General features: G+C 45.4%; 19 protein-coding genes. 9 read left to right on the plus strand and 10 right to left on the minus strand.

Going from position 1 to position 17,413, the window contains the following annotated elements; genetic code table 11:
* Positions 1-39: 39 nt before the first annotated feature.
* The 4 genes from C7475_RS20975 to murC all read right to left on the minus strand — a co-directional run bounded on the left by C7475_RS20975 (position 40) and on the right by murC (position 3,880).
* Positions 40-921 (minus strand): DMT family transporter, encoded by an 882-nt coding sequence (locus tag C7475_RS20975; RefSeq protein ID WP_110055342.1) that lies wholly within the window; start codon positions 919-921, stop codon positions 40-42.
* Between the two features lie 7 nt (positions 922-928).
* Complete coding sequence (locus C7475_RS20980) at positions 929-1,675, minus strand: polyprenol monophosphomannose synthase (protein ID WP_110055343.1); 747 nt, start codon at positions 1,673-1,675, stop codon at positions 929-931.
* Positions 1,676-1,744: 69 nt separating this feature from the next.
* Positions 1,745-2,518: a 3'-5' exonuclease gene (locus C7475_RS20985; protein WP_110055344.1), complete on the minus strand. Its 774-nt coding sequence runs from the start codon at positions 2,516-2,518 to the stop codon at positions 1,745-1,747.
* Positions 2,519-2,527: 9 nt separating this feature from the next.
* On the minus strand, positions 2,528-3,880 hold the full coding sequence (gene murC, locus C7475_RS20990; RefSeq protein ID WP_110055345.1) for a UDP-N-acetylmuramate--L-alanine ligase: 1,353 nt from the start codon (positions 3,878-3,880) through the stop codon (positions 2,528-2,530).
* Between the two features lie 336 nt (positions 3,881-4,216).
* Between murC and ytxJ the strand changes: the two genes are divergently transcribed.
* The 4 genes from ytxJ (at position 4,217) to C7475_RS21015 (ending at position 6,676) form a co-directional block, all read left to right on the plus strand.
* Positions 4,217-4,546: a bacillithiol system redox-active protein YtxJ gene (gene ytxJ, locus C7475_RS21000; RefSeq protein ID WP_110055347.1), complete on the plus strand. Its 330-nt coding sequence runs from the start codon at positions 4,217-4,219 to the stop codon at positions 4,544-4,546.
* A 92-nt stretch (positions 4,547-4,638) separates the two neighbouring features.
* Positions 4,639-5,205 carry a UbiX family flavin prenyltransferase gene (locus C7475_RS21005; RefSeq protein WP_110055348.1) on the plus strand — a complete coding sequence of 189 codons (567 nt, stop codon included), beginning with the start codon at positions 4,639-4,641 and terminating at the stop codon, positions 5,203-5,205.
* A gap of 33 nt (positions 5,206-5,238) precedes the next feature.
* On the plus strand, positions 5,239-5,652 hold the full coding sequence (aroQ, locus tag C7475_RS21010; protein WP_110055349.1) for a type II 3-dehydroquinate dehydratase: 414 nt from the start codon (positions 5,239-5,241) through the stop codon (positions 5,650-5,652).
* 484 nt (positions 5,653-6,136) lie between these two features.
* Positions 6,137-6,676, plus strand: a complete 540-nt coding sequence (locus tag C7475_RS21015; protein WP_110055350.1) for a hypothetical protein — start codon at positions 6,137-6,139, stop codon at positions 6,674-6,676.
* Positions 6,677-6,865: 189 nt separating this feature from the next.
* On the opposite strand, the gene bioB is transcribed toward C7475_RS21015, so the two are convergent.
* From bioB to C7475_RS21040, 5 genes are all read right to left on the minus strand, one after another.
* Positions 6,866-7,861 carry a biotin synthase BioB gene (gene bioB / locus C7475_RS21020; protein WP_110055351.1) on the minus strand — a complete coding sequence of 332 codons (996 nt, stop codon included), beginning with the start codon at positions 7,859-7,861 and terminating at the stop codon, positions 6,866-6,868.
* 122 nt (positions 7,862-7,983) lie between these two features.
* A complete protein-coding gene (locus C7475_RS21025; protein ID WP_110055352.1) occupies positions 7,984-9,084 on the minus strand; it encodes a M42 family metallopeptidase in 1,101 nt (366 codons plus the stop codon).
* 76 nt (positions 9,085-9,160) lie between these two features.
* Positions 9,161-10,003: a UbiA family prenyltransferase gene (locus C7475_RS21030; protein ID WP_110055353.1), complete on the minus strand. Its 843-nt coding sequence runs from the start codon at positions 10,001-10,003 to the stop codon at positions 9,161-9,163.
* A gap of 107 nt (positions 10,004-10,110) precedes the next feature.
* On the minus strand, positions 10,111-11,649 hold the full coding sequence (locus tag C7475_RS21035; RefSeq protein ID WP_110055354.1) for an acyl-CoA carboxylase subunit beta: 1,539 nt from the start codon (positions 11,647-11,649) through the stop codon (positions 10,111-10,113).
* 74 nt (positions 11,650-11,723) lie between these two features.
* Entirely contained in the window at positions 11,724-12,167 is a 444-nt protein-coding gene (locus C7475_RS21040; protein WP_110055355.1) for a hypothetical protein, read from the minus strand.
* A gap of 107 nt (positions 12,168-12,274) precedes the next feature.
* Here C7475_RS21040 and C7475_RS21045 point away from each other — a divergent pair, with 107 nt between their 5' ends.
* The 3 genes from C7475_RS21045 to C7475_RS21055 are packed head-to-tail and all read left to right on the plus strand — an operon-like array spanning position 12,275 to position 13,960.
* Complete coding sequence (locus C7475_RS21045; protein WP_233259913.1) at positions 12,275-13,282, plus strand: acyl transferase; 1,008 nt, start codon at positions 12,275-12,277, stop codon at positions 13,280-13,282.
* Positions 13,283-13,334: 52 nt separating this feature from the next.
* Positions 13,335-13,592 carry a hypothetical protein gene (locus C7475_RS21050; RefSeq protein ID WP_110055357.1) on the plus strand — a complete coding sequence of 86 codons (258 nt, stop codon included), beginning with the start codon at positions 13,335-13,337 and terminating at the stop codon, positions 13,590-13,592.
* Positions 13,592-13,960: a zeta toxin family protein gene (locus C7475_RS21055; RefSeq protein WP_158286568.1), complete on the plus strand. Its 369-nt coding sequence runs from the start codon at positions 13,592-13,594 to the stop codon at positions 13,958-13,960. The genes C7475_RS21050 and C7475_RS21055 overlap by 1 nt, the downstream gene beginning before the upstream one ends.
* Positions 13,961-14,226: 266 nt before the next feature.
* On the opposite strand, the gene C7475_RS21065 is transcribed toward C7475_RS21055, so the two are convergent.
* Positions 14,227-14,934, minus strand: coding sequence for a hypothetical protein (locus C7475_RS21065; protein WP_110055360.1), 708 nt, complete (start codon positions 14,932-14,934; stop codon positions 14,227-14,229).
* Between the two features lie 273 nt (positions 14,935-15,207).
* Between C7475_RS21065 and C7475_RS21070 the strand changes: the two genes are divergently transcribed.
* Together C7475_RS21070 and C7475_RS21075 are read left to right on the plus strand one after the other, a co-directional pair.
* Positions 15,208-15,405, plus strand: a complete 198-nt coding sequence (locus C7475_RS21070; protein ID WP_110055361.1) for a hypothetical protein — start codon at positions 15,208-15,210, stop codon at positions 15,403-15,405.
* Between the two features lie 399 nt (positions 15,406-15,804).
* The gene (locus C7475_RS21075; protein WP_110055362.1) at positions 15,805-17,409 is read left to right on the plus strand and encodes a T9SS type B sorting domain-containing protein; all 1,605 of its coding nucleotides are present in this window, start codon (positions 15,805-15,807) and stop codon (positions 17,407-17,409) included.
* Positions 17,410-17,413 lie beyond the last annotated feature (4 nt).

Consider the following 17,413-nt stretch of genomic DNA (forward strand, 5'->3'; position numbering starts at 1 on the left):
GTATTTACTTATGGGAAAATTGCGGATAGGCGGTCGAAATCAGGCATGAGATTGCCGTATATTCCGCGTTACTCTGGTCATCTGTAAAACTACTGACAATACAATGCAGGCAAGGCCAATATAGAACGCGTAAGTCAGCTCCCTGTTCTCATGAAAAAGAATAAAGGCCATCACAATACTGTACACCGGTTCCAGGTTAAAGGTCAGGTTTACAGTGAAGGGAGAGATCTTTGTCAGGGCATTCATCAGCAGCATATACATACACACGGTGCAGGCCCAGGCCAGGATCAGCAGGTAGCTGAGATCAGTAACCGAAGGCAGGCTCAGTGGCTGCGGGAAGAAATACAGGTAAACGGGCATGATCAGCGTGAGCCCTACCCAGCCAACAGAGAGCTCATAAAACGTAATCGTTGGTGTGTCGTATTTGGCGATCAGGCGTTTATTGAAGATGGTGAACAAGGCCGCAAACAAAGCGGAAATGACACCCAGGATGATACCTGTACGGTATTGCACGTCGAAATGGAAGATCAGGAAAATGCCGCAAAGCGTGATGCCGCTGAGCAAAAGTTCGATCTTATCTACCCTGTACCGGTTGATCAGCGGATCAAGGGCTGCGGTGAACAGACTGGTGAGGGCAAAACACACTACGCCAATGGAAACGTTTGAATATTTGATGCTGGCATAGAAAAACAGCCAGTGCAGCACTACTACCATGCCTGTGAGGCCGATAGGGACGATCTGTTTAAAAGAAAGTTTGGAGAGCATCTTCCTCCACCGGAAAATGACGTAGAGAGTGATGACGGTAAAAAGGAGCCTGTACCAAACAAGCATACCTTCATTGAGGGTGATCAGTTTTCCTAATATACCCGTAAAACCTGCCAGAAATACCGACAGGTGTAATTGTATCAGTGCTTTTTTCATTGTCCGCTTATTCGCTGTTTCTTACGCGTCTTTCATACTTGCGGAACAGGCTTTCCCATTGAATTTTGAGTACTCCCAGTATTCCTTCCTTCACAATGCCTTTACTCATTTTGGAATATCCTTCTTTACGGTCCTTGAAAGTGATGGGAACTTCTTTTATTTTGAAGCCCAGCTTCCAGGCCGTGAATTTCATTTCTATCTGGAAGGCATATCCTACGAAACGGATAGCATCCAGGTTAATTGCTTCCAGTACTTGTCTCTTATAACATACGAAACCGGCAGTAGCATCTTTTACCCTTATCCAGGTAACGAGGCGTACATATACGGAAGCGCCGTATGAGAGTACAGCCCTGTCCCAGGGCCAGTTTTCCGTTCTGCCGCCTTTTACATAGCGGGAGCCTACAGAAACGTCGCCACCTTGTTTTGCACAGGCGTCATACAGCCTGACAAGATCGGATGGGTTGTGGGAAAAGTCAGCATCCATCTCAAAGATGTACTGATATCCCTTTTCGAGCGCCCATTTAAAGCCGTGGATATAGGCAGTACCTAATCCCTGTTTACCGCTTCTTTCCACCAGGAACAATTCGCCGGAATGGGTCTGCTGCAAATTCCTAACAATATTACCGGTACCATCGGGCGAACCATCGTCCACGATCAGTATATGAAAGTTTTGCTGCAGGGCAAATACCGCGTCAATGATGTTACGGATATTATCCTTCTCATTGTACGTGGGAATTATGACGAGCTTTTCCAATCTAGCAAATGTTGTTTTAGGAGTGCGAAATTAGTGTAAACACTAAATAAAGTATGGCTTTTATAAATATTAAATCTTTTTTAACATCATACTATGATAGATTTCTGTGAGTTTCTGCTTGGTATTCAGCGGAAAATCAGCTTTCATCATCCAATCATAATACTGAGGTTCTATTTTTAATACCTCCCTTACAGGCCTTCCTTTATATTTGCCAAAATTGAATACTTCCTGGCCATTCTGCATGACCATACGTCTCGCAAAGTCCACATAATCATCCTCTTTTGTGAAATCTGCCAGCGGGCCTACCTCTGACTGCAGCTGCTCATAGCGGGTCAGCTGCGCTTCCAGGATCTCGTAGGTAGCGAGGGCGTCTGCTTCAGCGCTGTGCGCATTCTCGAGGTTCTTATCGCAATAGAACTTATAGGCAGCGCTGAGCGTACGTTTTTCCATCAGGTGGAAGATCTTCTGGACGTCAATGAACTTGCGGTCTTTCACGTCAAATTCAAGGCCTGCCCGCAGGAATTCTTCTACCAGCAGTGGAATATCGAAACGGTTGGAATTATAACCGGCCAGATCGCAGTTGTCGAGGTACTGGCGCAGTTCGTTCGCACATTGTTTGAAGGTAGGACAGTCCTTGATATCCTCATCACCGATACCGTGTATAGCAGTAGAGGAAGCAGGAATAGGCATGCCGGGGTGAATTCTTTTCACCTTGGATTGGGTAGTCTTGTCAGGGAATACCTTAATGATAGCAATTTCAATAATACGGTCCGTAGCCACATTGGTGCCGGTCGTCTCCAGATCAATTACGGCCAGGGGCCTTTTAAGTTGCAAAGAGGGCATGACTAATTTTTATAGATACTTTTTCAGCGAATTTACGTCCAATCCTTCATAATCACCCGAACTCATCATGAGCAGGTTAGCATTGCTGTAGTCCTGTTTGTCGAGGAATGCCTGCAGGTGCTCCCTGTTGGTGAATATCTGAAGATCATTCCGGCCAAAGCCCTGTGCCACCAGGTCGGGGGCCAGGTCAGGCATACGTTTGATTTCCAGTGCATGTTTGCTGTAGAATACCACAGGCACATCAGCTTTGTCCATCACACCCTGGTACTGTACCATAAAGTCAGCATTGAGGCTGCTGTAGGTATGTAGTTCCAGTACGGCTATCAGTCTGCGCTGCGGGTATTGTGACTGCAGGGCATTGATGGTGGCCATTACTTTGGAAGGTGCATGGGCGAAGTCGCGATAAACAGCACAGTGGTCATTTTTACCGACCAGTTCCAGTCTTTTGGCCGCGCCTTTAAAAGTGGCGATGGCTTTCAGGAAGGTTTCATCGCTGATACCGAGTTCATTACAAACCAGGCGGGCTGCGTGCATATTCAGCAGGTTATGATCGCCGAATACTTCCAATACAGACTGCTGACCACCGAATGTTACGGTTGTAGTGCCATTGGAAATCTGGTGTTGTGGTATATCGTAAGGGACCAGTTTCAGGTGCAGACCTTCGGTCTTAACCAGTTTAACCAGTTCCGGGTCAGTGTTGTTGTAGATGAGGATATTGCCCGCCTTCATGGTACGGAGGAAGATGGCAAATTGTTCCAGGTAGTTCTCAAAGGTCGGGAACACGTTAATATGGTCCCAGGCAATACCGGTGAGAACCGCTATATGCGGATGCAGGAAATGGAACTTAGGTCTTTTTTCAATGACAGACGCAGGGTATTCATCCCCTTCACAAACGATCACAGGAGCGTCGGTAATATTGACCGACTGTGCGAAACCGGCAAGACGTGCGCCTACGAGGTAGTCAAAAGCCTGTCCTGACTGCTGCAATACGTGCATGATCATAGCGGTAGTGGTCGTTTTACCGTGGCTGCCGCCTACAACGACCCTCTTTTTCTGCTGACTTTCCTGGTAAATGTATTCAGGGAAGGAGTAGATCTTAAGACCGAGTTCTTTCGCTTTGATCAATTCAGGATTATCCCCACGGGCATGCATACCCAGAATAACCGCGTCGAGGTCTGCCGTAATACGGCTATCGTCCCAGCCCATAGTGGCCGGAGCAATACCTGCCTGCCGCAGGTTGCCCAGAGCTGGTTCATAGATCTCGTCGTCACTGCCGGTTACCTGGTAACCTTTGATTTTCAGTGCGATAGCTAGCTGATGCATCACACTGCCGCCTACAGCAATAAAATGTACTTTTGCCATATAATTTTAAACCAGTTGCCTGCGTTTTATCGTTATATTTATGTTGTCTCAGGGAAAAAGGAGCGATATTATATCTAAAATCTTTAATATAAATTTTATATTTGCAAAGTAACGTCAAAAATTGGCGATTAAAAAAGTGATATCACCATTCCCTATGAAATTTCATTATTCAAATAAACATCCCTTTATGCAATCATCTTATCTGAAAGTTTTGGCCGGGGCCTGTCTTTTCTTTATCTTTGCTGCTTTCCTAACCTCTTGTGCATCACAGAATAAATTAGGTTGTCCAATGAAAATCGGTAAAGCAACACAAGAGATAAAAGCGAAGGATTGTTAATGAACTGGATACCACTTACTACAGAGAATCAGTTAACAGAGATCAGGGAGGCGTCGGTAACGAAGCCGGTAGTAATTTTCAAACACAGCACGCGTTGTTCTATCAGCGCTGTTGCGAAGTCCCGGCTGGAGAGAGCAGCTGCGCCACAAGAAATTTCCTTTTACTATCTGGACCTGATCAAATTCAGGAACATTTCTAACAGGATCGAAGCGGATTTCAATGTACCGCACGAATCTCCACAGGTTTTGCTGATCCGTAACGGGGAATGCATTTATGATGAAAGTCACAGTGGGATCACGATGGATGACCTGGTGAGCAAATCAAACTGAGGAAGCATTTAAACTATTTATCCAAAGAATTTAGTACCGGCCTATGGCCGGTATTTTTTTTGCCCTAGCTTTGTACTCTATTAATCGAGCGAATGAAACATCGTATAGTTGTAGCGGTTACGGGTGCCAGCGGTTCCATTTATGCCAGGCAATTACTGAATAAATTGCAGGCGGCTTCCGCACAGACAGACCAGATAGCCCTGGTAATGACCACCAATGCACGTACCGTTTGGGAAACAGAGTTAGGCACAGACGACTACAAGCAATTACCTTTCAAAACATATACACAACAAGACTTCCATGCTCCTTTTGCCTCAGGTTCCGGCAGGTTTGACACCATGATCATCTGTCCCTGTTCCATGGGTACCCTGGGGCGTATCGCCACCGGCATCTCTAATGACCTGATCACCCGCGCGGCGGATGTAGTGCTGAAGGAGAGGAGAAAGCTGATCTGTGTGGTGAGAGAAACCCCGTATAACCTGATGCACATCAAAAATATGATGGCGGTAACGGAAGCCGGAGGGATCATCTGTCCAGCAACGCCATCTTTCTACAGCGTGCCTAAAACACTGGAAGATGTCGCAGCAACTGTGGTAGACAGGGTGCTGGACCTCGCAGGGATAGAGCAGGACACATTCCGCTGGGGAGACCGAAAGTAATACATTTAAAGCCACAATAATATCCAGAATCATATGCAGATAGCGATCATCAACGGCCCTAATTTAAACCTGCTGGGAAAGCGGGAGCCAGGTATCTATGGAAATGAGTCTTTCGAATCTTATTTCGAAAAACTGAAGGCGCAGTACCCGGAAGTGCAGCTGACCTATTTTCAGAGCAATATTGAAGGGGAAATGATCAATCATCTGCATGAAATAGGATTTTCTTTTGATGGTATCCTGTTAAATGCGGGCGGTTATACCCATACCTCTGTGGCGCTGCGCGATGCTATATCCGCTATCAAGACCCCTGTACTGGAAATCCATATCAGTAATATCCATGCCCGGGAAGAGTTCAGGCATAAAAGCATGATAGCGCCTGCCTGCGTGGGAAGTATCTGTGGGTTAGGCATGAAAGGATATGCTTTAGGCATCGCTTATTTCCTGTAATCTTTTAATATCAATAGTTCTCTGGGTATGCCTGGCATACATCCAGGATACAACCTGATCCATAACGTTTATGATCTTCCGTTCCGAACGGAAGATCATAAACGTTATGGATCAGGTTGTATCCTGGGGATTTGTGTGTTCAGCATAAATTTCAGCACGTCCCAACAAGACAAATTCTATCCATTACCCCCTTTGCTTCGCGGTCCTGAACCGGATGGTTTTGGCAATCCGGCAATTTCCTTGCATCACGGTAATAGGCTCCCCACTATCATTATCCTTCTACCAGGGGTCGAATAAGTTATCTATCGGCATTATATAAGCTTACTAAAAGGTCACCAAAAGGATATTTAAAGGTCATCTATATATCCAAATCGATATTGAAGTGACCTTTAGGTGATCTTTTAATGACATTTTAGTAAGCTTATACGTACCTTAGAGAAACAATACAAAAAACTTGTAGTACTAACCTCAAAACGACCTTTTTATGGCCATTGTTAAAGACAATATCCTCATGCAACTGGTGCGGGGCACCCTCGGCAAACAGATCACGATCTACGAAAGGAACGGGCAGATCATTATGGCGAAGAAACGCGGCCCTTCAAAGAAAAAGCCTACGCAAAAGCAGCTGGAGGCAAGGCATAAGATGACCATTGCTTCGATGCGTGCGCAGATAATGCTGGAAGATCCACAGATCAAGGCTTATTATCAGTCGCTGGCAGGGCCGGGGCAAAATGCTTATAATATAGCGGTGAAGGATGCTTACCGCAGCCCTGAGGTCCAAAATATCAGATTGGAAGGCGATGAGGTTGTAGTGACTGCCCAAAACGAGTTTAGGGTAGCAGAAGTGGAGGTAAGGGTGATAGACACTGACGGTGTAATTACCGAGAGTGGGCGTGCATTTTCGGGCCGGAATGGGATTGATTGGCATTATAAGATCACTGCGCTGCCTGCAGGTAGTAAAGTCATTGTGATAGTAAAAAGTTTGCCGGGCAATCCAACAGTAAAGGAATTGCTGCTTACATAAAAAACGGCCTCACGGTTAATGAATGGCTTCTTTCTGGTTAAGGAACATTCTCAAGTACGCTACTGCTCAAAAAGTAAAAATAGGCGCTGAGAATCGCTTAAATGGCTACCTGACTCCATCAGGTACCGGAATAAAAAGAGCCTGTATCTTACGTTTTGATACAGGCCTTTTCTTATTTCCAGTTTAATATTAGCTCAATACGGCAGTTTCAACTGGCTGGTCTTTGAAAGCCTCTCTGGGTTTCAGACCTAACAGTTCAAACATCATGTGATCTTCTTCGAAGGAAGGATTGTCTGTGGTCAGCAGTTTCTCACCTGTAAAGATGGAGTTGGCGCCTGCCATAAAGCAGAGAGCCTGCTCGGAGATGCTCATTTCAGCACGGCCGGCACTGAGACGTACCATTGCCTTTGGTATTACGATACGGGTAGTAGCGATCATACGCACCATATCCCAGAAAGCTACTTTAGGCATATTTTCCAGCGGGGTTCCTTTTACGCGGGTCAGGGCGTTGATAGGAACGGAATCCGGATGGGTAGGCATACTGCTCAAGGTCTTCAGCATACCGATACGGTCTTCGTGGGACTCGCCCAGACCGATGATACCACCGCAACAAACGCTTACACCTGCTTTGCGGACGTTGTCCAGTGTGCGCAGACGGTCATCGTAGGTACGGGTAGTGATGATGGACTCGTAGTATTCGTTGGAAGTGTCCAGATTGTGGTTGTAGGCATGCAAACCTGCATCCGCCAGTTTCTGGGCCTGTTCTTCGGTCAGCATACCCAGGGTAGTACAAACCTCCATGCCCAGTTCATTTACGCCCTTTACCATATCCAGTACACGGTCGAAGTCGCGGTTATCCCTTACCTCCCTCCATGCAGCGCCCATACAGAAACGGGTAGAACCAGCTTCTTTCGCTTTCTGGGCGTATGCCAGCACGTCTTCTTTTTTCAGAAGGCCATGCACTTTGATATCGGTATTATAACGGGCTGCCTGTGGGCAGTAAGAACAATCTTCGGAGCAACCGCCTGTTTTAATGGAGAGCAGGGTACAAACCTGTACTTCTGCAGTATCCTGCGTTTGTCTGTGTATGGAAGCAGCACGGAAAACCAGTTCCAGCAAGGGCGTATTATAGATCTCTTTTATTTCTTCAATAGACCAGTCGTGACGGATCTGCACATCTTGCATAATAATCTAATTTGAGAGCAAACCTACAAATTAAAATTGAATTAGAAATTAGGAATTAAGAATTAGGAATAGCGCTCTATTATGACTTATTCCTAATCCTTAATTCCTGATTTTTAATTGGTTTACAGGTATTTAAAGTTTGTTTTCGGTGTAATGCTCAGGAGTGTCTGATAAATGAGGTGGATGGTGTTTTCCACGTCGTCTTTTTTGATCATTTCCACGGTCGTGTGCATATAACGCAGCGGGATGCTGATCAGTGCAGACGGGGTACCGTCATTGGAATAGGCAAAGGCGTCGGTATCCGTACCGGTGCTGCGGCTTACGGCATGCAGCTGGTGAGGGATATCGTTCTTTTTGGCTGTTTTAATGATCAGATCGCGCAGAATGTTGTGCACTGCCGGGCCATAGGTGATGCTTGGACCATTCCCGCAACGGATCTCACCTTCGATGTTCTTATTGATCATCGGGGTAGTGGTATCGTGTGTTACATCGGTAATGATGGCCACATCCGGCTTTATTCTCTTAGCGATCATTTCAGCGCCGCGCAGGCCTACTTCTTCCTGTACGGCATTCACGATGTACAGGCCGAAAGGCAGTTGCTGTTTCTTTTCTTTCAGCATGCGGGCTACCTCTGCTATCATGAATCCACCGATGCGGTTATCGAAGGCACGGCAGATGTAGTAATCATAGTTCAGTTCCTCAAAACCATCCTCGAAGGTCACCACACAACCAACATGGATACCTAGATCTTCTACTTCCTTGCGGCTACGGGCGCCACAATCCAGGAAGATGTTCTCCACTTTAGGTTGCGGGTCTTTACCTTCTGTGCTACGCAGGCGGGTATGAATGGCCGGCCATCCGAACACGGCCTTTACGATGCCATTCTCAGTATGGATATTCACGCGTTTGGAGGGTGCGATCTGCTGATCAGAGCCGCCATTGCGGATAACGTATATCAGTCCTTCAGGAGAAACGTAATTGACAAACCATGATATTTCATCAGCATGTGCTTCAATCACCACTTTGAACGGGGCTTTCGGGTTGATAATGCCGACCGCCGAACCATACGCATCTACATAATGCTCATCTATAAATGGCTGCAGATACTCCAGCCACAATTTCTGTCCTTCCTTCTCAAATCCGGTAGGGGAGGGATTATTGAGATATTTACGCAGGAAAGTAAGCGCCTCTTTACTGAGTATGGATTTTTGCTTTTTAGACATTGCTGTTAAGTTAGCTGTTAAGTTAATTTGTGCTGCAAAAGTAAGTGTTTGCCGGTTACCGCAAGCCTGGCGTTCGCTATGACAATGCCGCTATAATAAAATGAAGTAGTGAGGAAAGCATTACCATGCCATCCAGCACAAAATAATAGAAGTGATCTGACCGGTTGCTGATAGCGTATCGTGTAAGCAAAGCGGTTATTGCTACAGGAGCCAGCAGGATGACGGTCAGCAGCAGACTATCTGCCGGGTACAATGCAAATGCAAAGAGCGTAGCCAGTACCAGCGATGTGATATATAATTTTCTGAGATTCGGTGCACTGAGGATCGTGATAAGTGAGCGGATACCCTCCTTTTTGTCGGACTCCAGGTCGCGGTAGTCAAAGAGGATACAAATGGCATATACCAGGAAGAAGCGGTGTAAGGTCAGGAATACCATCGTAGTGGAATAGGGCTGCTTTTCTATGAATACCGGTAACAGAGTGGTCACGTAGATCCATACAGCGGTCAGGAACAGGGTTTTCCCAACGGCGATCTTCCTCAGCCATACAAAGGCCCTTTGTGGGAGTTTAGGGGCGGAATACAGGAAGGTTAGAAAGGCGGCGCCACTTAATGGCAGCCAGTGCTCGCGCAATAGCCAGAAACCATATACTGCACCCAGCCCTCCCAGTGCACATAATACCAGTTGCAATGTTTTATGGCGGGCGCCCCACATGATGCGTTCAGAAGTGGAGTAATCTGCCGGTGTGAGGTACCAGTGAAAGTTATAGCTGCAGATAGTTGAGCAGAAAACAAAGAAGTAATAGGGTTCGTTAATGTTCCCGACATGCAGCAGCTCATTCGTTTGCCATATCATGAGTATGGCGCAGCAGGCTACAAAGAGAGATGAGAAAATGATAAAATTGAACAGATCGCGAAGCATTAACAATCGGCAATTAGGAATTAGGAATTAAGAATTGGAATGCGAAATTAGGAATTATGCGTCCAAAGATTGCTTTAATTCCCGATTCCTAATTTCTAATTGTCAGTTTAAAGCGGGATATTCCCATGTTTCTTTCTGGGCAGTGTCACCACCTTATTTTCAAGCATTGCGTAGCCCTTAATCAGTTTTATACGTGTCTGGTCGGGTACGATCACTTCGTCAATGTATCCCTTTTCTGCCGCCAGATAAGGGTTTGCGAAGCGCTCTGTATATTCCGCCACCAGTTCATTGGTACGGGCTTCCGGATCGGCAGCTGCGTCTATTTCCTTTTTATAGATGATCTCTACCGCACCTTTTGGTCCCATTACGGCTATTTCTGCCTGCGGAAATGCGAAATTAAGATCAGCTCCTATATGTTTGGAATTCATCACACAATAAGCACCACCGTAGGCTTTACGGGTAGTAACGGTGATCTTCGGAACTGTGGCTTCACTTAATGCAAAAAGCAGTTTCGCGCCGTTGGTGATAATGCCGTTCCATTCCTGATCGGTTCCCGGCAGGAAACCCGGAACATCTACCAATACCAGCAACGGGATATTAAAAGCGTCGCAGAAACGGGTAAAGCGGGCGCCTTTTACAGAGGCGTGTATGTCCAGTACCCCGGCCAGGTGGGCTGGCTGATTGGCTACAATACCAATACTTCTGCCGGCAATACGGGCGAAGCCCACAATGATATTTTCAGCAAAATCTTTATGTACTTCAAAGAAACTGCCGGCATCCGTCAGTTCGCTGATCACGTCTTTCATATCGTACGGCTGATTGGAGCTGGCAGGTATGATGGTGTTCAGTACAGTGCGGATCTCGTCGGCCGGTTCGTATGGGTATACTGGTGCATCTTCCTCACAGTTCTGTGGCACATAGCTAAGCAGCTGCCGTATGTTACGGATACATTCCACCTCGTTGGTGCAGGAAAAATGTGTCACACCACTTTTTGATGCATGGGTATGTGCTCCACCCAGTTCCTCTGCCGTTACTTCTTCGTGGGTAACGGTCTTAACGACGTTAGGCCCTGTTACGAACATATAGGATGTTTCTTCCACCATCAGGATAAAATCTGTAATAGCGGGAGAGTATACTGCACCACCGGCACAGGGCCCCATAATGGCGGAGATCTGTGGAATGACGCCGGAAGCGCGGGTATTACGATAAAAGATATCCGCATAACCGCCCAGGCTCACTACGCCTTCCTGTATACGTGCGCCGCCGCTGTCGTTCAGGCCTATAACAGGTGCACCATTCTGCATAGCGAGGTCCATGATCTTACAGATCTTACGGGCATGCGGCTCTGAAAGGCTGCCGCCGTAAACGGTAAAATCCTGGGAAAAAACATAGGTCAGACGGCCGTTGATAGTGCCATAGCCGGTAACGACGCCATCGCCGGGAAATTGTTCCTGGTCGGTGGTCATACCACGGTTACGGTTATGTACGAACATGTCCAGCTCTTCGAATGAGCCTTCGTCCATCAGGAGCTGTAACCGTTCCCTTGCTGTAAGTTTACCTTTTTTATGTTGGGAGGAGATGCGTGCTTCGCCGCCGCCAAGTACGGCCGTAGCGATCTTGTTCCGGAGTTCGTGGAATTTGTCCATGGAACAAATATAATCAGGAATCAGGAATGAACGTGCAGGTTATGCATTCTTCATTGCTGATCCCTGAAGACTATTTATTGATAGATAACTTCAACTTTGGGTGTTGATATAGTATCGCTGATATTGTTGGCATTGTCAACAATATATATCAGAAAATGCAGACTGTCTTTCGCAATACCGCCAGTCCCACCTGATAAGTCGATAGGGTCAAGCTGGAGCAGCACTTCAGCGTTCAGACTAGTGCCATTATGCGCTTCCAGGTCCGGCATCTTGCGGGAGGTAAAGTTCGTGTCCTCTGGCGCAGTATCGTACATGGGTGAGAACCAGAATTCGTTTTCGATGTCTCCGTCACCGTCTTTTACCTGGAAGCGTACTTCCAATCCGTTAGCAGGTATCACCGGGTCAGATGAGTAGGAGAGGAAACTGAGCATCGGCTTAGTGCCTATGGAGTCTTTTCCGCAACCAGACCCGGATATAACTGCCAATGCGAACAGGGATAAAACGAGTATTTTCTTCATATAACAAACCTACATTATTTTTTTAACTATAGCTAATACGCCCTGATAACCATTCCACAGAGCTATAACGTAAAATCTGGTTTGATTGTTACGTAACCCCTAAATTTGTGCGTTTAAAGCTAAGCGACATGAGCGGCATCACTACGGCAGCGTTATTTACAACCTTACAGGAGCAGGATATGGAAGCGGCAGCGCTGGAGCTGTTCCGTTACCAGTACCAGGAGAACGCCCTTTACCGGGCTTATACCGACGCCCTGCACAGACGTCCTTCCGATGTGCGCTCACTACAGCAGATCCCCTTCCTGCCCATCCAGTTCTTCAAAACACATACCGTTACCTGTGGTACCTTCACGCCGGAACTGGTCTTTGAAAGCAGTGGTACGACCCAGACCATTAACAGCCGTCACCTCGTAAAGGAAGCCGCTATCTATGAACGGAGTTTCCTGGCCGGATTTGAACGGACATATGGCCCTGTCAGCGACTTCGTGGTACTGGGGCTATTGCCTTCTTACCTCGAACGCCGGCATTCATCCCTGGTATACATGGTGCAGGATATGGTGAAAAGGAGCGGACATGCTGCCAGCGGGTTCTATCTCTATGAACATGACAAACTCGCCGACCACCTCCGGGAACTGGAAGCCAGCGGTCAGAAAACGCTGTTAATAGGCGTTACCTTCGGATTACTTGACTTTGCCGAGCACCATTCCCTGCAACTGGAAAATACGATCGTCATGGAAACAGGAGGTATGAAGGGACGCCGGGAGGAATGGACCCGGCAGCAGGTACATGACTATCTCAGGGAGAGACTGGGCTGCAAGCATATCCATGCGGAATACGGAATGACGGAATTACTGTCTCAGGCATACTCCAAAGGAGAAGGATTGTTTACTTCGCCACCCTGGATGAAGGTGCTCGTAAGAGACGAAAATGACCCTTTTCAGTTGTCGGTATCAAATGCTTCCGGTGTGATCAATGTAGTAGATCTTGCGAATGTTTATTCCTGTGCATTCATTGCTACGGAAGATATTGGAAGGTTACACAGCGAAGGCAGCTTTGAGGTGCTGGGCCGGCTGGATAATTCGGCGCTGAGAGGGTGTAGTTTGATGGTGAGTTAGGAAAAATAGTTCGCATTGTTTTTATATTAAATTTGAATCATAAATAATCGTGATGAGGGGACTAACCGAAACAGAAAAAAGAGCTCAGATTGCTGTAAAGAAACTAAGAGAAGAAACGCTGGAGAGCGGATCACCTTTTATGATCTACGACAAAAATCTACCTAAGGGTAAATACTATTTGGAATATCCTGATGGAAGGATGGATATTGTGACTATTTCACGCAAACTGAATGATTATGTAGTTGAAGAGATATTGAAGCCTATACAGGCTGATTTGATCAGAAACCAACTTAACGCTCAATTTGTATAGTGCCCACTTTATATATTATTGCCGGATCCAATGGCGCCGGTAAATCTTCTACTGGTCCTGGTTTGTTGCCTGAAGCCGTTATTTCGAAACATCCTCCATTCGACGGTGATAAACTAAAATCTATTAAGCAATTAGAATTTCGTAAGCAAGTGGGTGGTTCCTGGAAAGAAGCAGGCCGCCTGGCGGATGAGTATGTTTATGAAGAATTTGAGCGGCAGTATAAATATGCAATCCAGCATAGTGAAGACTTTGTTTATGAAGGCCATTTTACAGAGGAGAACAGTTGGGAATTAATAAGGACATTTAAGAATAAAGGTTATGTGTATGCTCTTTATGGGATTAGACTCTGTAGAAGTATCCAAAGATAGAGTCTTTACAAGGGCAAAAAACGGAGGGCATCAGGTACCTGAATATGAAATTGAAAAGAATTTTCTATGGAAATCTCTATAAACTAAATGAGCATTTCAAGATATTTGACCAACTAATTATTCTTGATTCCTCAGAACGAATTGGTAAACAGATCGTAGAATGTGTAAATGGGGTAATAATACCGAATATTAATGAAAATGAACTGCCAAATTGGTTTGTAAGTTATCTGCCAAGCCTGTATAAAAAAGGCCATCCCTGGATTTTATCAGACCGCTAACATCCTCGCTTTCTCCAACAAATCCTCCATCTTTTCCGGGTGTCCGCTCATCTTCATCAGCTCTTCCATGTACGGAAAGCTGTTGTGGTCCATACCAAACTTCTTCATCAGATAAGAGTCCAACGCTTCAATGTACTGCGGCTGTTCGAGAAAGCTCCGCAGGAAATACAGAAAATGCTGCCGTTCTGTTTCAATCAGTAATGTTAAGGCTATCTTCTCCTTTAACGGATTTTGAGCTTGTTGCTTAAAAAGTTGTAAAGCGCTGTGAAATTGTCTTTCTGAAAGTTGTTCGTGATACACAGGGAGGAAATCGAGGCAGAAATACTCCACAGCAAAATCATCCATTATACCAGCACTGATCTGATCTTCTTCAATGGTGTACCAGGTAGCCCAGTCCAGCAGTTCCTGCACAGTGATCTCTTCCTGGAGCAAGGCTTCAAGATGGTGAACAAGCCCTTTACGTGTAGGAACTGTACCGGAAGTATGTTGAATACTATCTACAATGTCCGCATAAAAAGCGTCATTCATATTATGTGCAGCGGCAGTAAGAAGCTGGCTGACTTCATTATGGACAGAAGATGGAAGCAGGTCTGCAGTTTCTGCAAGTATTTCAGGCTTTGTTTTATTACCCTGAAGATAAGCTTTGATCAGGGAGATGAAATGGGTTGACGTGATATAAGGCAACTTGTCCTTCATACTTACAGGTTTTTTCTTTGACTAACTCATTACAGCACTTATAGGGCTGTATCAGGCATAGGTGGTGTAAACGATCTGTTTACTACAATTTAACACTAAAATCCCGGAAAAATAGTTAAACAGACGGAAATGATCAATCTGGTGTCAAATTTTAAGAGATTATTCACATATGGAAATGTCTGAGTACTATTCACGTGCCTGCTTCTGCTGGCATGGTTTTGGGCTGATAATGATGTGAGTATGTTATTTTAATCACCCTAAAAATACAGCGTTATGGCAGTCAGAGACAGGTCGATCGGTAGTACCGGTCTGGAACAGGGAGGTCCTAATCTCGGGAATGATTACAGTCGCGATATTACACGCGAAAAAACCGCTGATGATACTATTAAAGTGATCTTACCTAAAGATAAAAGACACCCTAAGAAAGAGAAAGATAATAACAAGCGCGAACCAAAAAGGCGCAACAGTTAAGATCAGATGACAATGGGTTAAACTATGATTTGCTTGTTCCATAAAAGAGTAGTTTAGACATGTACGAACAAGTCATCTGTACACAATAAAGGCATAGATTTTCTATGCCTTTATTCTTGCAGCAGAGTGCGCTACTATATTGAGTATTAATTTACTAAATGTAATAAAAATCTCTAGATAGCGTTATATTAATGAAAAACATATTGTATCTTTATTCGACTGGAAATGCAATAAGCAAGCATAAAGCAATTTAATCAACGGGGGAATTCCCGATGTCCTCCTCACCATACCTGTGAATTAAATCAGACACAATGTTTATCTGTAACCAGAATCCATTTGCATGTTGATCGCAAAAAACAAATGAATGATTTATTGACCGATTGACCTAACTGATTTCCTATGATTAAAACCATCCAGGCCGTCCACATACGGCTAATGGGAAAACCATGTTGTTATCTCACATATGCTGCTATGAGGATATGTGTATTATTACTGCTTTTGCTGTTCTGTTGTTTTGTGAATAATAAGGCATTTGCGCAGCATGTTACTTTACGGAATTCTTCACTTGAAGGTAAACCTGGAATAAAGGTTGCTCCGCCGGAATGGCGTGTAGCAGTCAATACACCTGATATATTGCCGGGCGTTTACGGTTTCCGCAAAACAGCCAAAGCAGGGAAGACATATGTAGGTTTACAGGCAGGACACAATTACACCGAAGGCATAGAGCAGGAACTGGCTACACCACTACAGAAAGGACTGATATATACACTCTCTTTAGATCTTGCCTTCAGCCGCATTTATAGTCATGAACATTGTTATGGCAACCTGGCTATTTTCGGAGGCGACACACCAGGCGATACGTCTGAGTTGTTGTGGATGTCCGGCAGTTTTACAGACACCACATGGCACAGGTGGACAGCCGAATTCAAACCACGCGCTGCACATAAGTTCATTTCTTTTTATGCCTATTCGGAAGACAAGTGTAATCTCGGCGTTGGAGTAGTGGTGTTCATGGATAATCTTTCAATGATCAAACAGATCATGAAAACAGAACTGACAGCCACGGCGTCATGTAATAATATAGAGACAGGCAGTGTAAGCGTAAAGGTTATAGGAGGAGCGCCTCCTTATACTTATCAGTGGACGCCTGGTAATTACAGAACGCCGGAAGTCTCTAATCTGCCCGGCGGACTTTATGAAGTGCTGGTCACTTCTGCTGATGGTGTTACGTCAAAAGGGTCTATTACTGTAGGAGAGTCTGACCTGACAACCAGTACCAATGTAACAATATCTGATTGTGCCGGTGATAATAAAAGTGCAATAGCATTAAACATTACGGGAGGTCTGCCACCATATGATCTGTCAGTGAATGGTATTGAAAAAGAAGGGCAGGAGTTCAAAGATCTGACGCCTGGTAATTATGTATTTATTGTAAAGGATAAACAGGTATGTGCTGATACAGCCAATGTGTTGATACAGGAGCCTGCGCCGCTGCTTGTTAAAGAAGTGAAAATAGAGCCCTGCAGCTGTAGCGAGGTAAGTGACGGCAGTATCAGATGGGTTGTAGAGGGAGGCACGCCGCCTTATAAGTACCGGATGGATGGCGATATGTGGCAGCCGGATAGTTTGCATCGTAATCTGAAAACAGGTAATTACCATTTCGAAATAGAAGATGCCAATGGATGTGGTGAAAAAGGGATGGCAGTTGTAACTTCTCCATGGCAGAACTGCCTTGTGGTAATGCCATCTGCATTTAGTCCCAACGGTGATGGTAACAATGATCTTTTTCGTCCTAAAGTATATGATGCAGTGACCAATTATCAGTTAAGGGTATTTAACAGATGGGGAAGCCTTGTTTTCCAGACAAATGATCCGAAGATAGGATGGGATGGTTACATGAAAGGGATGCCGCAATCATCTCAGGCATTTATATACGTATGTTCTTTCAACACCAGTGGTAATGAGCCGAAAGAGTACAGGGGAACGGTGATGCTGGTGAAGTAATTGT

The organism is Chitinophaga sp. S165 (genome assembly GCF_003182155.1).
Taxonomy (GTDB): Bacteria; Bacteroidota; Bacteroidia; order Chitinophagales; family Chitinophagaceae; genus Chitinophaga.